Origin of the sequence: Nonomuraea sp. CA-141351, from assembly GCF_050944675.1 — a bacterium.
In the GTDB taxonomy this organism is placed as follows: Bacteria; Actinomycetota; Actinomycetes; order Streptosporangiales; family Streptosporangiaceae; genus Nonomuraea.
This window is the reverse complement of record NZ_CP191982.1, coordinates 664,246-680,089: the sequence shown is the minus strand read 5'-3', so window position 1 is coordinate 680,089 and position 15,844 is coordinate 664,246. Positions and strand designations below refer to the sequence as shown.

Annotated in this window: 17 protein-coding genes and 1 tRNA gene; 10 read left to right on the top strand and 8 right to left on the bottom strand. The window is 66.0% G+C overall.

What is annotated here, in order from left to right:
* The first annotated feature begins 107 nt into the window (after nucleotides 1-107).
* From ACQPWU_RS03435 to ACQPWU_RS03425, 3 genes are read left to right on the top strand one after another with little or no spacing between them, the layout of a single operon-like run.
* Nucleotides 108-959 carry a phosphotransferase enzyme family protein gene (locus tag ACQPWU_RS03435; protein ID WP_433436860.1) on the top strand — a complete coding sequence of 284 codons (852 nt, stop codon included), beginning with the start codon at nucleotides 108-110 and terminating at the stop codon, nucleotides 957-959.
* A 49-nt stretch (nucleotides 960-1,008) separates the two neighbouring features.
* Nucleotides 1,009-1,278, top strand: coding sequence for a hypothetical protein (locus tag ACQPWU_RS03430; protein ID WP_433436859.1), 270 nt, complete (start codon nucleotides 1,009-1,011; stop codon nucleotides 1,276-1,278).
* 1 nt (nucleotide 1,279) lies between these two features.
* Nucleotides 1,280-2,020: a class I SAM-dependent methyltransferase gene (locus ACQPWU_RS03425; RefSeq protein WP_433436858.1), complete on the top strand. Its 741-nt coding sequence runs from the start codon at nucleotides 1,280-1,282 to the stop codon at nucleotides 2,018-2,020.
* A 74-nt stretch (nucleotides 2,021-2,094) separates the two neighbouring features.
* Here the strand turns inward: ACQPWU_RS03425 and ACQPWU_RS03420 are convergent, their stop codons facing one another.
* The 3 genes from ACQPWU_RS03420 to ACQPWU_RS03410 form a co-directional block, all read right to left on the bottom strand.
* Nucleotides 2,095-2,418, bottom strand: coding sequence for a hypothetical protein (locus ACQPWU_RS03420; protein WP_433436857.1), 324 nt, complete (start codon nucleotides 2,416-2,418; stop codon nucleotides 2,095-2,097).
* Between the two features lie 306 nt (nucleotides 2,419-2,724).
* Complete coding sequence (locus ACQPWU_RS03415) at nucleotides 2,725-3,180, bottom strand: DUF5990 family protein (protein WP_433436856.1); 456 nt, start codon at nucleotides 3,178-3,180, stop codon at nucleotides 2,725-2,727.
* Nucleotides 3,181-3,683: 503 nt separating this feature from the next.
* Nucleotides 3,684-4,160 (bottom strand): hypothetical protein, encoded by a 477-nt coding sequence (locus ACQPWU_RS03410; RefSeq protein WP_433436855.1) that lies wholly within the window; start codon nucleotides 4,158-4,160, stop codon nucleotides 3,684-3,686.
* A 401-nt stretch (nucleotides 4,161-4,561) separates the two neighbouring features.
* Between ACQPWU_RS03410 and ACQPWU_RS03405 the strand changes: the two genes are divergently transcribed.
* From ACQPWU_RS03405 to ACQPWU_RS03390, 4 genes are all read left to right on the top strand, one after another.
* Nucleotides 4,562-4,819: a hypothetical protein gene (locus ACQPWU_RS03405; RefSeq protein WP_433436854.1), complete on the top strand. Its 258-nt coding sequence runs from the start codon at nucleotides 4,562-4,564 to the stop codon at nucleotides 4,817-4,819.
* Between the two features lie 262 nt (nucleotides 4,820-5,081).
* A complete protein-coding gene (locus ACQPWU_RS03400; protein ID WP_433436853.1) occupies nucleotides 5,082-5,390 on the top strand; it encodes a hypothetical protein in 309 nt (102 codons plus the stop codon).
* Nucleotides 5,391-6,437: 1,047 nt separating this feature from the next.
* Nucleotides 6,438-7,805 (top strand): phenylacetate--CoA ligase family protein, encoded by a 1,368-nt coding sequence (locus tag ACQPWU_RS03395; RefSeq protein ID WP_433436852.1) that lies wholly within the window; start codon nucleotides 6,438-6,440, stop codon nucleotides 7,803-7,805.
* A complete protein-coding gene (locus tag ACQPWU_RS03390; protein WP_433436851.1) occupies nucleotides 7,802-8,422 on the top strand; it encodes a TetR/AcrR family transcriptional regulator in 621 nt (206 codons plus the stop codon). Before ACQPWU_RS03395 ends, ACQPWU_RS03390 begins: the two co-directional genes overlap by 4 nt.
* Before the next feature lie 48 nt (nucleotides 8,423-8,470).
* Here ACQPWU_RS03390 and ACQPWU_RS03385 read toward each other — a convergent pair whose 3' ends face one another.
* Nucleotides 8,471-9,133: a DUF4097 family beta strand repeat-containing protein gene (locus ACQPWU_RS03385; protein WP_433436850.1), complete on the bottom strand. Its 663-nt coding sequence runs from the start codon at nucleotides 9,131-9,133 to the stop codon at nucleotides 8,471-8,473.
* A 689-nt stretch (nucleotides 9,134-9,822) separates the two neighbouring features.
* Here ACQPWU_RS03385 and ACQPWU_RS03380 point away from each other — a divergent pair.
* On the top strand, nucleotides 9,823-10,359 hold the full coding sequence (locus ACQPWU_RS03380; protein WP_433436849.1) for a hypothetical protein: 537 nt from the start codon (nucleotides 9,823-9,825) through the stop codon (nucleotides 10,357-10,359).
* A gap of 599 nt (nucleotides 10,360-10,958) precedes the next feature.
* Here the strand turns inward: ACQPWU_RS03380 and ACQPWU_RS03375 are convergent.
* On the bottom strand, nucleotides 10,959-11,522 hold the full coding sequence (locus ACQPWU_RS03375) for a dihydrofolate reductase family protein (RefSeq protein WP_433436848.1): 564 nt from the start codon (nucleotides 11,520-11,522) through the stop codon (nucleotides 10,959-10,961).
* 414 nt (nucleotides 11,523-11,936) lie between these two features.
* Nucleotides 11,937-12,018: transfer RNA gene (locus ACQPWU_RS03370), tRNA-Tyr, on the bottom strand.
* Nucleotides 12,019-12,291: 273 nt separating this feature from the next.
* Here ACQPWU_RS03370 and ACQPWU_RS03365 point away from each other — a divergent pair.
* Nucleotides 12,292-12,792, top strand: coding sequence for a YajQ family cyclic di-GMP-binding protein (locus ACQPWU_RS03365; protein ID WP_433436847.1), 501 nt, complete (start codon nucleotides 12,292-12,294; stop codon nucleotides 12,790-12,792).
* Nucleotides 12,793-12,868: 76 nt separating this feature from the next.
* Nucleotides 12,869-13,417: an NUDIX hydrolase gene (locus ACQPWU_RS03360; RefSeq protein ID WP_433436846.1), complete on the top strand. Its 549-nt coding sequence runs from the start codon at nucleotides 12,869-12,871 to the stop codon at nucleotides 13,415-13,417.
* On the opposite strand, the gene ACQPWU_RS03355 is transcribed toward ACQPWU_RS03360, so the two are convergent.
* Both ACQPWU_RS03355 and htpX read right to left on the bottom strand, forming a co-directional pair.
* Nucleotides 13,392-14,876 (bottom strand): hypothetical protein, encoded by a 1,485-nt coding sequence (locus ACQPWU_RS03355; RefSeq protein ID WP_433436845.1) that lies wholly within the window; start codon nucleotides 14,874-14,876, stop codon nucleotides 13,392-13,394. The two genes, ACQPWU_RS03360 and ACQPWU_RS03355, sit on opposite strands and share 26 nt — an antisense overlap.
* 4 nt (nucleotides 14,877-14,880) lie before the next feature.
* Nucleotides 14,881-15,732, bottom strand: a complete 852-nt coding sequence (gene htpX, locus ACQPWU_RS03350; protein ID WP_433436844.1) for a zinc metalloprotease HtpX — start codon at nucleotides 15,730-15,732, stop codon at nucleotides 14,881-14,883.
* Between the last annotated feature and the right edge of the window lie 112 nt (nucleotides 15,733-15,844).

Genomic DNA, 15,844 nt, shown 5'->3' with positions numbered 1-15,844 from the left:
CTCCGCCCGTCGCACTACCGCGGCTCTCTATCGACAACTTGGTATGGTGCCCAGATTGCACCGCTCGGAGAGTATGGCAGCGCTCGAGGGAGAGGGGCCAGGCGACGATGCAGGCGTCAGACGTCCGGCGTGCGGTGGCTGCGGCCATGTCGACCGCCTCATCACTTGACCTGGCGGTCGACGACGCGATCGTTCTTCACGACTCGAACAAGCTCACTCTGCGTCTGCTGCCTTGTGACGTCCTGGCCCGGGTGGCACCTGTAGCGCATCAGGTCGCACAGTTCGAAATCGAGCTTGCTCAACGGCTCGCCGAATCCGGGGCCCCTGTGGCTGCTCTCGAGCCTCGAGTGGAGCCACGCGTCTATGAGCGTGATGGCTTCGTGGTCACGCTGTGGACCTACTACGAACCTGTGACACCTCGAGAGGTCTCACCAGCCGAATACGCCAATGCGCTCGAGCGGCTGCATGCCGGCATGCGCAAGCTCGATGTCCCGACGCCGCATTTCACGGATCGAGTCGAGCAGGCTCAACAACTCGTGGCGAGCCGCGATCACACTCCGGCGCTCGCCGACGCGGACCGGGAGCTGCTCGGCGACACGTTACGAAGCCTGAGACGAGTGATCGGCGAGCGCGGCGGCGCCGAGCAGCTGCTGCACGGCGAGCCGCACCCGGGCAACGTCCTCACCACGGAGAACGGGCTGCTGTTCATAGATCTCGAGACGTGTTGCCGAGGGCCTGTCGAATTCGACCTCGCCCATGCGCCCGAAGAAGTCAGCGAGCACTATCCGGGTGTCGATCAAGCCTTGCTGCGCGAGTGCCGGATCCTCGTGCTGGCGATGATCACAACCTGGCGCTGGGACCGAGGCGACCAACTCCCGAACGGACGCCGGCTGGGCACAGAGTGGCTCAGCCAGATCCGAGCAGCGCTCGATCGCAAAGGGCTGGATACCCATGGCTGATCCCGGGCCTTCGAGGTCGTAGCCGGCCACGCCGCTATCTCTTCACGGGGTGCGCTTCAAGCAGCCTCCGGCGGGGGCCTCAGACTCCGAGATGATCGCGACCAACACGGGGCAGTGGGTGGCTGAGGCGGGCCGGATCTTCCTGTCGGGATACGGGCGTGTACGTCTACAGAAGATCAGACCCGTGATCGCGTGCCAGATGCGACAGGAAACCAAGGGAAATCAGGGGCACTTACGGATGATCAACGAGGCTCGACCGGAGAACGTCGCCCTGATCGGCGCGATCCTCGACGGAGGTAGTGGTTGTGACAGGTTATGACGTGCTTGCCGAGGTGTACGAATGGCTCATCTCGGATGCAAAGTTGCCTCCAGCCGAGTTCGCTGCGTCGTTCGACGACGTCCTCAATCTCCTGCCGTCGAACGCTCACGTCCTCGACTGTTCGTGCGGAACCGGACAGTTGGCGGTTGGCCTCGCCGGTCGTGGCATGCAGGTTGTCGCAACTGACGCCAGCGAGGCGATGGTTCGTCGGACTGCAGAGTTGTCTGAGGAGTTCGGGGCATCCGTCCGGGCAGTACGGGCGAACTGGGAGGAGTTGCCCGACCATTTCCAGGACAACACGTTCGACATGGTGTTCTGCGTTGGCAACTCGCTTCACCATGCCGCGGGCGCGACAGGCAGGGCTGCTGCTCTGGAGTCGATGTCACGGCTTCTGCGCCCTGGCGGGCGCTTGGTACTCACATCCCGCACTTGGGAACTCGTGAGGGCCAGAGGTTCCCGGCTGGACATCAGTGACCGACTCGTCCGCCGGAACGGTCGCGATGCCGTCGTGGTCTACCGCTGGGAGATTGCGCCGCATTGGGAGGAGGAGCACCACATCGAGATTGCGATCGCGCAAGTTGATGCGACCGGGTTGGTTCTTGTCCGCTCGGAACTGCTGTCCTGCTGGCCCTACCGGTACGAGGAACTCGAAGTCGAGTTGCACCGGGTCGGACTCCAGACGGAACTGAGCACGTTCGATCTTGAGGCCGAGAACTACATGGTGGTCGCGAGCAAGGTATAAACACCGGACTCTCAGTCCCTGGCCGGACCACGCGGTTGCTCGCAGGACGCTTGCGCCCTCTCATCGGTGCGGGTTCAAGTGGTCAACGCAACGCCTCGGACGAGGAGTGCTCGTCGATCAGACGGCGGTAGATCCGGGGTGACGGTGTGGCGCTGTTTCCTGGTCGCGTCCAGATCAATGAGCAGGATCTCGTCGATCAGCAGCTTCAAAGGATCCAGCTTCGACGGCCCCGCCGAAGCGGTTGTCGTGCGTGGCTGCGGCCAAGCCGAGGTCAGGGCCTTGTTGACCGTGCTCCAGGTGACGCCGTACTTGCACTGCAACGCCCGGTTCGACATGCCATCGCGGGAGTCGCGCCGCAGCGCAGCGTACAATTCGATCTTCGACTGACCAGGCGGCATCGGGGGTGCTCCTTTACTGAGCACATCCAGCTTGACACCGCAACCCCGATGGTGACGTCAGAATTCGCGAACATCTTTCTGGGCCATCACCTGGTGCCGTCAGCTTTCACGAACAACTGACGTCACCAACTACCGACAGAACCACGGGAGTCCACATCCCCGTGGACGCCGGTTTCCGCGTCTTGTCCGGCTGAGCGCGGTCAGGAACGGGGCGAGAGGCAGAAAGCGCCACACCAACCCCATCGACTGCTCAGCCGAGCAGATATGCATCATCCTGGCCGCCGCCACCCGGCCCGTGACAGCAGGTCACACCGAGGTAGCCGACCACTCGATCAAAGGCGGGCGGACCGCCGCGCACAACGGATGACCACGCCCGTCCGTCAGGCCGAGCCGGCCCACCAAAACCCCGCCCCGCACCGCGGCGTCCAGGATGTCCGGGGCGACGCCGTCGAACCACAGCTTGGCCCGCCGGAACATCGTGAACACCTCGCCCTCCACCACCCCCCACGACACGTACACGAACCGGCCGCCCGGCCGACCCTGCACGTACGGGCCACGAAGATCCCACCCCGTCTCGGCGGGCGTAGCGATGACCTCCAACTCCCACACCGCCGAGGCGGCATCGCCCGGACACAGACCGAGAATCTCCTGGCGACGGTCCCGCCGCTGCACCCCCACATGGATATTGCGATAGCCCGGGAACCCCGGTGCTTGACCACACTCCCGACCGGGCAATTGCGACGCCTCAATGCGAACCAGCACCCCACCATCCTCCCCTGGCCACCCCCAGAGGGAAGCAGCGCCTGCACCATGTCAAGTCGTCCGCTGCGCGAGGCCGTCTATCTCGCGGTCATCGCCTTGGCTGGCGGCCGTCCACGCCCGTCCGCCGCCTGACCATCGCACTGGATCGCTGGATGGCTCAACCGTCGCTAATCGCACTCGTTCGTGCTCGCGGTTGCACTCGGGGCACCACGCTCAGTCCGCAGGCCAACAGGCAGCCCAGATCGCTGCGGATGCTGCCGACAGTCAGCGCGCTGGGACGCATCCGCGATCCGGTCTCGCCACCACGGTTCTTGCCATCCCATCCCGATGGGAACGTGGCCGAGAAGCTGGACGAAGATGTCGTGAAGCTGCTCCTCTGTCAGCCGCCCCAAGCCTTCCAGAACCATGAGACCAGGGCCTTCTCGCCGGCCCTTCCATTCCTGCAGCAGATCATCTGCGACTCCAACCGGCCGCTTACATCAGGAGCTCCAGCAATAGAGCAACTAATCTTCGCGACGGGCGCGGCGGGCCAGGTCCCGCAGCTCCGCGATCAGTGTGGACAACTCCCGGGGATCAGATCTGGGCAAGAAGGAATCGTCACCCGCGGCCCATTGCTCGCCGAGCTCGACGAGCCTCGCGTCGGGGACATCGGCCAGAGTGTCGCGGACGTCCGCCGGCAGCTCTTCGATGCCCGGCCCCACAAAGTACGGCGAATCCTCAGGAAGGGCATCCCACTCCTCATCTGTCTTCGGTGCACCGTCCGGGGGCGGGTAGAGGTCAACCGTTTGTACGAGGTCATCGGCGTAGGGCACGTTTCTGATCAGCGCGATCAGTTGTGCCAGCGAGTCGGATGGAATGATCCACTTGGTCTCCACGGCATCGAAGGCAGGGATGCCGGGAAGGGGCTTCTCGACCGCGCGGGGGTAATCCGGCTTGACTACGGCGGCATGCCTATCCGCGGCGCGGAAGTACTCGTACATATCGCCCACCCGGATCCTCCCGTACTTCGTATTGCGTCTCCCGAGCTGGCGACAGATTAGAGGCTTGGATCCGTACGTGGAAGTAGAGGCAGCCCGTCACTCACAGCACTCACCTACCTGATCATCCTGTCTGCTATCGGTTCGCCCACAGTGGAAGCAGGCCATGGCCACGGATACCAGATGGAGCGCCCCCTGAACGAATGATCTGGCATCCGTGGCCCTGGTCTGCTCGGCTTGTCCCGGGTCGATAGTGAGCGGGATGATCGGGCTTCCACCTCTGCCACCTACGGACCTGGACCTCGAGGATGGGTGATCATCCCGGAGCCTGAGGCCCCTGCCGGAGGCAATGGTTTGGAGCAGGCGCGGGATGGGTGCTTGCTCGCATGTGGTCGGAGACACGAGTGGCGGATCATCGAAAGACATGGGGCCGGGAGGCGCGTAAAGCCCTGCTGGGCTGGACCAGCTGGGTGGTGGGCTGCTTCTTGGCGATGCTGGCCTCAGATCTCATCAGCGAAGGACCGGAGAGGATCACGACGGCGTATCTCATCGCGCGGCCCGTTGTGTTCGGGGCCGGCTGGTTCGGCGGGGTGCTGGTCATTCGCTGGTGGGCACGTCGAGCGACCGATGATCCGGATGGGGCGGACGATGGCGGCTCATAGGCTGTCGCTTCGGGACTCGGCGGGTGACCTGGCGGCGGCGCGGCGCCCGGGTCGGCGACATGGGTGGGTACGGTGGCGCGTGCGTGCGGCGATGCCCCGCGTGACGCCCGTGCCGTGACCGGCCCCCAGGCCGCAGCGCGGCGCGGGAACGCTGGCACGGGGCGTACGGCGGCGCGGCGCGCCGCCGCTTGACGGCAAGGCGGCGGCCTCCACAACCATCACCCGCAAGCGCGCCGTCTTCCACGCCCTCTTGGAGTACGCGGTGGAGCTGGAGGAACTTTCGGCAAATCCGCTGCACAAGATCAAGTGGAAGCCGCCCAAGACGACGGAGACGGTGGACCCTCGCATTGTGGTGAATCCGCGTCAGGCGCGGGAGCTGCTGGCCGCGGTGACCTACGTAGGACAGCGAGGCAGGGGCCGGCGCCTCATGTCCCTCTTCGCCTGCATGTACTACGCCGCCCTACGTCCGGCCGAAGCAGTCGGCCTGCGACTGCAGGACTGCCGCCTGCCCGCGTCCGGCTGGGGACGGCTGAGGATCGATGTGTCCCGGCCAGAGGTCAACACCCAGTGAACCGACAGTGGAGACGCCCACGAAGAACGCGGCCTCAAGCACCTGGGCTGACAAGGCGTCCGCCCGGCGCCCATCCCACCGGAACTGGTCAAGATCCTTCGCGAGCACATCGCGGAATACGGCACTGCCAAGGACGGCCGCATCTTCAGCAGCGAACGCGGCGGCGTCGTGGTCTCAACCGCCTAAACCGAGGTCTCGCAGGACGCCCACCTCCTGGCCTTCACACCCGCCCAGGCCGCATCTCCGCTCGCCAAGCGCCCATACGATCTCCGGCATGCGGCCATCTCACTCTGGCTCAACGCGGGCGTCCCAGCCCCGGACGTGGCCGAACGAGCCGGCCACAGCGTCGATGTCCACCTGAGGGTCTACGCCAAGTGCATCGACGGCCAACAGGAGATCGCCAACAAGCGGATCGGCGACGTCTTCGCCGCATGACCACGTACCAACCGCACCCAGAGCCCCGGCCCACCACCGGGGCTCTTCCGCTTGGCCGCGTATCGGCCGAATCCAGCCATCGACCTGCGGAAACACGCTCAAGATCATTGCACGTATATTGGTGGACCAGCGACAACGGTCCGCTCAAAGCGACATCCGGCTGCACACCCCTGAAATGCAGAGAGGCCCCGTAGGGCCTCTGAGCTGCGCTAACTGCGTGTGGCAGGTGCAAGGTTCGAACTTGCGCAGGCTGAGCCGACGGTTTTGCGGCGGGCCGACGTTCCTGACTGCATCAGGCCCCTGACCTCGGGCTACGGCTCTCACCTTCCCCTACCCGGGAAGATCATCCCGCGTATATCCCGCGAGGCAGGGCCAGCCACGATCGCTCCCGGGACCTGCGGATTAAAAGATCCAGTTCGAGCCGTTCCGGATCGTTCAATGCAGGTCAACGCCTGCGCTCGATCCGTCCTGAACGGCCTCGTATTGCAACCCTGCTGACTGACCCCCCTTCATCAGGGCCGCCAGGATCGGGAGCACGATCTTCCTTGACCACTGGGACAGTCAAATCTGTCATAGGGCTAACATTTGACATCCGTGTGACAGAATGTCGGCATGAAGGAAAGCGTTCCACGGCTGCTGCAAGACGCACGCCGCACCAGAAGGCACCAGGAGTGGGCGACAGTCCAGCGACGGCGGCTCGCCGAGATCGTCGAGCACGCCCGCGCCCGCTCGCCCTACTACCGGGATCTCTACAGCGGCCTGCCTCCCTGCGTCGACGACTCTGCATCGCTGCCCGTCACCGATAAGAAGGCGCTGATGGCGCACTACGACCATTGGGCCACCGACGGCGAAGTAACGCTGGCACGGGCGCGCGCCTTCGCCGCGGATCCGCAACTGGTAGGTGGACGGTTCCTCAACCGCTACCTGGTGGTCACCACCTCAGGCACCACAGGAAACCCCGCGATCTTCGTCAAGGACGATCGGGACATCGCCGTCAACTACGCCCTCAGCATGCGGATGATGGGCTCCTGGCTGGACCTCGGCGATATCACCCGGATCGTGGCAGGCGGCGGACGGATGGCCATCGTGGCCGCGACAAACGGTCATTTCCTGGTCTCGGCTGGCGCCGCCCGCATGCGCGCACACCGGCTCCAGCGCAAGACCATCCGCCTCTTCTCCGTGCACACCCCTCTTGGTGCACTGGTCGGGGCGCTCAACCAGTTCCGCCCCGCCCTCCTGCTCGGATACGGCAGCGTCCTTAGCATGCTCGCCGCCGAGCAAGAGTCGGGACGGCTGCACATCGCGCCGGTAGTGGTTGAACCTGCCGGCGAGACGCTGACCAGCGGTGATTACGCGCGGATGGCCCGCGCCTTCGAAGCCAAGGTACGCGACACCTACGGCGCCAGCGAGTGTCCCTTCCTCACCGAGGGCTGCGCGTACGGCTGGTATCACGTCAACAGCGACTGGGCCCTGGTCGAACCGGTCGAAGCCGACTACTCCCCGACCCCGCCGGGCAGGCAATCCCACACCGTTTTGGTGACCAATCTGGCCAACCGAGTACAGCCGATCCTGCGCTACGACCTCGGCGACAGCGTCTTACAACTGCCTGACCCATGCCCGTGCGGCAACCCCCTGCCAGCCATACGGGTACAGGGACGCGTGGCCAACGTGCTCACGTTCGCCACCGGGCAGGGCGAGGTTGTCATCGCGCCGCTGATGCTCAACACGCTGGTGGACCGCACGCCGGGAGTACAGCTGTACCAGATCGTCCAAACAAGCCCAGCGAGCCTGCGCATACGGATGCGGCCCTCGCCTGGGGCGGACCCGGAAACGGTGTGGCGGGCGGTACGTGACAGGATCGGCGCCCTGCTCGCCGACCACAAGCTGGATCATGTCATCCTGGAACGCGCTGAGGAGCCGCCGCAGCAATCCCCCGGCGGAAAGTATCGGACGGTCATCCCGCTGAAGGATTTCGCATGATGTCAGATTCCGAGCAGCCCGGGCTGCGGGAGCGCAAGAAGGCCGGCACTCGCGCCGCCATTCAGCGGCATGCGCTGCGCCTGTTCCGTGAGCAGGGTTACGACGCCACCAGCGTCGAGCAGATCGCCCAAGCGGCCGAAGTCTCGCACCGGACGGTGTTCCGCTACTTCCCGACCAAGGAAGCGCTGGTCACCCTCGATGACTACGACAGCCTCATCGCCGAGGCGTGCGCGGCCCAGCCGCCGGAACTCGGCCCGGTGCCGGCGCTGCGCAACGCCTTCCGGGCCGTGTTCACCGACCTGACCGACGCAGACGTAACCGCGAAGCGGGAGCGCCAGGCGCTGGTGCTCAGTGTCCCCTCACTGTGGGCGGCCAGCCTCGCCAACATCAGCAGGACCAAGCAGACGCTCACCGAACTGGTCGCAGCCAGGCTCGGCCGTCCGCAACACGACGACCGAGTGCGGGCCGTCGCAGGCGCGGTGTTCGGCATCCTGCTGTCGGTCTGGCTGGACTGGGCCAAGGACCCGGAGATGGACGCCCCGGCGGTGTTGGACAGCACGCTCGCCCACCTGGAGAGCTCTGTGAACTACAGCTGTCACGACAGCCTTCGGTCTTGAGGTGGCTGGCGTAGCACGGGCATCTACCTCCCCTTCGGAGGCTGCGGGTCACAGGCTGCGGGCGGTGATGTCGCCGTTGGAAGTGGTGGCGTGGATGTCGAGTTCGGCGGTGCCGTCGTTCTTGAGAGCGTTGGTGATGCGGCCGTGGCTGGTGCCGGCGTCCAAGGCGGCCGAGACTCCGGCGGCAGCGGCGATCGAGATGTCACCGGACTGGGTGCGGAGCACGACCTTGCCGCTGATGGCCTCGGCGATCCGGATTGCGCCATTTGCGGTGCTGATCTCCGCCGGGCCGCCCAGGCGGCCGACCTCGACGTCGCCGTCGGTCGCGGTGAGGCGCAGGCTCGCGGTCTCGTCGAGCTTGATCTGGCGGTACGCGCCTTCGAAGGCGACGTCGCCGAGGCGGCCGACGGTCCGGAGTTCGGCGCTGGCGGCTTTGGCCTCGATGCGGGAGCCGGCGGGCAGCTTGACCGTCACCTCGATGGATCCAGACGGGCCGAAGTACTGGTTCTTCACCGAAGTCTCGATCCGCAGGACGCCGTCGGCGTATTCGACCCTGGTCTGCTCCGCTGCCGTCACATCGCGGCTCTTTGAGGCGTTCGCGGGCCGGACCTCGACCGCGGTGTCGGCGCGGTCGGCGGCGACGAACTGGACGCGTCCCGCGGGGATGTCCAGGACGGCGGAGATCGGGGCGGGGGTGTCGAACTTCTGCATGATGTGCTCCTTGTGCTTGCGTTGTTTCGATACCCACCATCGCCAACCGCTCTGATACCGGGCCGTCGCCGTCCTGACGCAGCCGCTGACATACGGCGGGAAGTAGCCGGCGGGGCAGGACCCCCATGGCCGCGTAGTAGTCGATGAACGTGGTGCTCGGCCCCGGGCACGATGAGCAGCTGAACGTCCTTATGGTGCTCTGGGAGATCCGGAGCTACGTATCCCGAGGCCCTCGGTCGGGAGCGCGAACGCACCCTGGCCAGGACCGAGCTGCAGGACCGGTACGGCCGATTGCGGCGGTGGAAGGCCACTCCCCGCCGGCATGACCCAGAGCAGTGACAGCAGGGCGTGTGCGACCACGGCGAATCGGTCGGTACCTCCGGGCGCGCCGCAGGCGGCTGGGCCGACCACGTTTCCACCGTCTGACCGCGATTTAGCTCGGCACGATGCTGCGCGAGTACGACACTGCGCCGGGACTGGCGTGAGGTGGCGACCATCATCTACAGGTGCTTCCTCTGCTCCGATCAGGTGCTGCGGCACAGCGTCGCCAGACCCGACTGGAAAACCGCCCCGGTTCGATCTATCGCCGAGTGCCGGACGCTCGCAGGGATCCGCATGGAACGGGATGGAACGCATAATGGTAGACGGCCGGATCGGCGGCTTCGGGGCCTGACTGTGAAGGAGCCTCTATGGGCGCCAACCACTGTGTCCTTCCTTCCCTGATCCAGAAGAAGCGGTTCGGCCGCATCGGCCGGATGCTGATCGTCACCTCGGCGGTTCTCGTGGCCGCCGTCGCACTGGCAGGCCCCGCGTCGGCCGACCCCGTGAACAAGTGCACGGGCGGCACGGGCTACACGATCTGCTTCAGCCTCGACCGGCAGGACGACGGGAACATCGCCGTCCACCTCGGCATCGACGTGGCCATGAGCCGCGCGGACGCCCAGGCCATCATCGATCACCCCGGCGAGGAGTTCTCCGCGAAGATCTTCGGCGACGACCCCGTCTACGACAACGGCCTGGTGTCCGTGCCGGTTACCTGGAGCGCCGCGTGGGACGGCGGGCTGTCGGCCGAGTTCGATCGGCTGGCGACCTTCGCCCAGCTCAACGAGGACGACGGATACTTCGACGGTTACGTCGACGAGCTCTACGGCCACATCGACCTGGTCGACTTCCGCAGCGGCCAGACGCGCGGCTTCAACTCCGCCGTCATCAGCGGCTACTACTGATCGGAGCCTCGCACGCCCACCGGCCGCGGGTGCAGCTCTACCCGGGCGACATCGACGATCGCTCCCAGATCGCCGGTGGATACCACCGAGGCCATACGCATCAGCGACAGTGGCCAGGTCCGGCGGCTATTTCGTCAATGACCCGACGGCGGCTGCCCGGCCCGACGGCATCCGGTCATTGAAGGACACGTGGTCAGGTCTGTCACTACTACGCGGATGACTACCGGCCGGGTGCTGGCCACGGGGTGGATGTCCTGCTCCGCGTCAATGCGAAGTGCATCGACGGTCAGGAGGAGATCGCCAACAAGCGGATCGGCGAGGCACTGGCGGCGTGATACGCAGCCAACCCACAGGGCTCCGGACACCAGCCGGGGCCCTTCGCCGTTCCATGACTCGCTCGCACTGGCCGGGTCTGGACCTGCGGCCCCGTGACCCCCAGACCTCGGCAATCGAGCGATCATTCGAACGGCTCAAGGTTGCGGGATCGTCGGCGTTCGCCGGAGTTCGCTGACGATCCCGCCGGTTGCTGTACTTCTCGGCTGTACCGTGCGCCCCTTCCCTGGGTGGCCCGAAGCACGGGCCGATCCGAGGTTGGGTACTCAGCGCCTGGTCTCGTACCTGGTCAGGAGTACGCCGCCGGGGAACGTCCGGGTCTCCATCAGGGTCAGGTTCACCCAGTTGTCCAGGGCCGTAAAGAACGGCGTGCCGCTGCCCAACAAGACCGGTGCGGTGACCAGCACGTACTCGTCGATCAGCTCGGCCCGTGTGGCCGCTGCGGCAAGTGTGGCGCCGCAGATGTCCATGGGGCCACCGTCCTCGGCCTTGAGCCGGGTGATCTCGGTGACCGCGTCGCCAGTGACCAGGCGGGTGTTCCAGTCGACCGTGCTGATCGTCGAGGAGAACACCACCTTCGGCATGTCCCGCCAGCGGCGGGCGTACTCGATCTCCGCCGGTGTGGCGCCAGGCTGCTGGTCGGCGGTCGGCCAGTGGGAGCTCATCGTCTCCCACAGTTTGCGCCCGTACAGCGCCAGGCCCGTCGCGCCCACCCGGTCGGACCACCACTGGAACAGCTCGTCGCTCGGCACGCTCCAGCCGAGGTCGTCGCCGGGCGCGGCGATGTAGCCGTCCAGGCTCAGGTTCATGCCGAAGGTCAGTTTGCGCATGGCGTCAGCCTCCTGTAAGTCGGTACTCGGCGTACAGACCAGCACGGCGCGGAAAAATCATCGGTCAGGCCACACCGATCTATGCCGAAGTGCCGGAGCAGGTGGGACGGGGCGCGCGGACGAGCGTACGCGCGGGCCTGGAGTCCCCGAGGTGGATAACCGACCCTCGGCCCAGACAGGTGGGACAGCCGGGCAGGTCGCGCGCACCGATCTGATCCCAGTCAAGTGCGCTACCCAAGTCCCCAAATCGGCACCCGACCAGCGGAAACGCCGTCAAGATCGTTGCACGTATATTGGTGGGCCACCGACATACGGTCGCTCTCGATCATACGGTCGCTCTCGATGGCATCTGGCTGCGTACCCCAGAAACGCAGAAGAGGCCCCGTAGGGCCTCTGAGCTGCGCTAACTGCGTGTGGCAGGTGCAAGGTTCGAACTTGCGTAGGCTGAGCCGACGGTTTTACAGACCGCTCCCTTTGGCCACTCGGGCAACCTGCCTTGTCATCCGCTCTCGCGGCGACACACAGAAGAATAGCGGACTTCCGAGGTGTACGTGACACCGGTTTGTCCGGAGCCGGATCCCCGGTACGTGCCGTGCCGAAACGGGGGAGGTGGCGCAGGGGTGGGAGGGCGCAAAGCGGGACGGTCCTCCATACAAAGGGCGGTGTCCTGCACGGCGGGCCGATGCTGGCTAGGCTCGTTCGCTGGGTCCCTAGCGTTTCGCGTACGGCGGGGAAGCGGGATCCGGGTAGTGCTTTCGCAGCTGAGAGGATGGGTGTTTTGGCCGATTCATCTTTCGACATCGTCAGCAAGATCGACCGTCAAGAGGTCGACAACGCACTGAACCAGACGGTCAAAGAGATCGGGCACCGCTTCGACTTCAAGGGGACCGGGGCCGCGATCAGTTGGTCTGGACAGGACAACATCGAGATCAAGGCGAACAGTGAGGAGCGGGCGAATGCCGCGCTCGACGTGTTCAAGGAGAAGGTGGTCAAGCGGGGTCTGTCGCTGAAGATCCTGGACGCGGGCGAGCCCAAGCTGTCGGGCAAGGAGTACCGCATGGTGGTCAGCCTGAAGGAGGGCATTGACCAGGAGAACGCCAAGAAGATCTCCAAGCTGATCCGTGACGAGGGGCCGAAGGGGATCAAGGCGCAGATTCAGGGCGAGGAGCTTCGGGTCAGCTCGAAGAAGAAGGACGACCTCCAGGAGGTCATTTCAATGCTGAAGGGTAAGGATCTGGACATCGCCCTCCAGTTTGTGAACTACCGCTGACCGGCATGGAGCCGGAGCCGGGTGCGGGGCAGGTCCGGGGCACTTGGCCGGGTGCGTTGTCCACGAAACGTGGGCGATGCTGCTTACCGGTGCCTCGGCGTGCCATGTCGCGACCGTAAGCTCAGTAATCGTGACGAAGATCCCCCTGCGCCGCTTTACGGCACGTGCCCTGCCCATCGACGACCAAGACCGGGTTCTCCTGCTTTATGGCTTTGATCCGGCGAGGCCGGATCAGCCGTTCTGGTTCACGATCGGCGGGGCTACGGAGGATGGCGAGACGCTGCAGGAGGCGGCGGCGCGCGAGCTGTTCGAGGAGGTCGGGATCCGGGCGAATGCGGACGAGTTCAGCGGCCCGTACGGCAACAGCGTGATCGAGTTTTTCTGGGCTCAGTACGCCATCACGCAGGAGCAGACGTTCTTCGCGATCCGGGTGGGCGACGACGCGGTCGTGTCGTTCGACCACATGGAGCAGATCGAGAAGGACACGACGACGGCCTACCGGTGGTGGAGCGCGGATGAGCTCGAGGGCACCGAGGAGGTCTTCTTTCCCGAAGATCTTGCGTCGCTCTTGCGTAAGATCATCGCGGGCGGCTCCCCGATCACTGAGGGCGGAGGATCCGTGTAGCGCCCGCTATGAGGGCCGTCGCCAGGATCCAGCCGGAAACGATCAGTCCGTACGCGAGCCACTGCGTCCACCCGGCCGGGTCGAACAGCTCTCGTTGCCCGAATGCCGGGATCGGGAGCAGAAGGTCAAAGGTGTAGGCGAAGGCGTTGAAATCGGGGCTCTCGGAGGGTTTGAGCGCTCTGGGCGGGTTGAGGCCGAAGACGATCGTTCCGAGCGTCAGCAGCAGCGCGAACCACATGCCCGCCAGCCAGGGGCGGTAGCCGTACCCGACCGCGACGTCGAGCAGCCGCCCCCATGCCCGGCCCCCGACCCCCTGCGTCTGCCGCCTGGCGCGGAGCTTGGCGAGCTGGGCGCGACGGGCGAGCGCGTCGTTGCCATCGCTGAGGTACCAGGCGGCCAGTTGCTCGTACGGCTGCGGCCTGAACCCCTCCGGATCGCGACTTACCCAGTCGATTCGCTGGGTTACCCCCGAACCGCGCAGGCGGTGGTAGGTCAGGCCGTTGAGGCGTAGTTTCTCGGGCCAGGTGGCTGGATTGTCGTGCAGTGTGCCGACTGCGGTGTGTGCGAGGGTCACAACGCCTTCGATGGGCTTTGCGGGCTTGAGGTAGAGCTCGCGGATCTCCATGTGGCTCGCGTGGAAGGCGTAGCGGGTGTCCGGACTTCGTACGGTTCCGTCGAGCGAGAGCGTCCCGTTGATTCGCGCGCCGCGTAACCGTACACAGCCCAATGCCTGGAATCCGTCGGTGCAGCGCATGACGTTCTCGACGACCATGTTGTCGGCGGCGAGAGCCTCCTTGCCCGGGTTGCGGAGAGTTGCGCCTTGCAGGAAGAGTCCGCCATTGAGGCGGGAGCCGACCAAGCCGATTCCTCCGGTGAAGTCGGCGTTGCGCATGTACGTGCCGGAGTCCACGACTGCAGCGTTCGCGTAGAACGCCCAATCTTCGTCGTCGTCGGCCACCACTTTGGTGCCGCCCAGCCACAGGCCGCTCTCGAACTGGGCCCGGTTCAGGCGGACGGTGCCGGTGATGTTCGAGCCGGACAGGCTGAGGTGCCCGGCCACCCGCATGCCGCCGCCGCTGAGCCCCGGGAGGTGGCAATCGGTCAGGCGTACGGTGCGGGTGGTGGAGTCGGTCAATCGGATCGGTTCGTCCAGATGGCAGCCGCTCAGGTTGAGTTCGTGTGGGATCGTGCCGCCCACGATCGCGAGCTGGCCGATGATCCTGGCGCCGCGCAGACGTACCGCCGGGGCCGAGCCGCTGCCCGCGTCGCGGGCACCGAGCAGCAGCTGAGCGATCACCTCGGCCCTGATCGAGCGTTCGCGGCCCCAGGTGTGGCCGTCCGCGGGCGCGTTCGCCCCGGCAGTGCGGCTGGTCCCGATCTGGAACGGGCCCAGCTCGACGGTTTCGCCTGTGGGGAACGCGTTCCAGAGTCTCCGCTCCGCCTTGGTTAATCGGCGCATGTGATCAGCGGCGGTAGCCGGCCATGCGCTCGAGGCGGGCGACCCGCTCGGACGTGGGCGGGTGTGTGGAGAACAGGCGGCCGAAGCCGGAGCCGCTGAACGGGTTCGCGATCATCATGTGGGAGGCGGAGGTCAGGCGGCTGTTCTCGGGGAGCGGAAGCCTGCGGGCGCCCATCTCGATCTTGCGGAGCGCCGAGGCCAGGGCGAGCGGGTCGCCGGTGAGCCTGGCGCCCGATTCGTCGGCCTGGAACTCCCTTGTCCGGGAGATCGCCATCTGCACCATCCCAGCCGCCACCGGTCCGAGCACCATCATCAGCAGCGCACCCACGAAGCCCGGGCCCTCGTCGTCGTCCGAGCCGCCGAAGAACACGGCCACGTAGCTGAGCCAGGTGATCATCGTGGCCAGCGCGCCGGCCACAGAGGAGACGAGAATGTCCCGGTTGTACACGTGTGACAGCTCGTGCCCGATCACTCCGCGCAGCTCCGCCTCGTCGAGCAGCTTGGTCAGGCCGTACGTCACGCACACCGCGGCCTGGCGAGGGCTTCTACCCGTCGCGAACGCGTTCGGCTGCACCGTCGGCGAGATGTACAGGCGTGGCATCGGCTGGCGCGCCTCGGTGGAGAGCTCTCGCACGATCCGGTAGAGCGTGGGCTGCTCGACCTCGCTGACCGGCCTGGCACGCATGGCCGAAAGAGCGATGCGGTCGGAGAAGAAGTAGGCGATGCCGTTGCTCGCCAGAGCCAGCACGAGCGCGATCTGCACACCGGCGCCGCCGCCCAACCACGCGCCCGCCGCGACAATCAGCGCCGACAGGCCGCCGAGCAGAACGGCGGTGCGCAGACCGTTGTGGTGCAAGGCTCCCCCCTTCGTGGTCTGGGTTCACCTGGTCCAACGATGATGACCCGGTCCTTCGTTCCCCAACCGTCCCTCGCTCGTATCGCGCCGTGCTCGATCGGGGGCGCAGCGC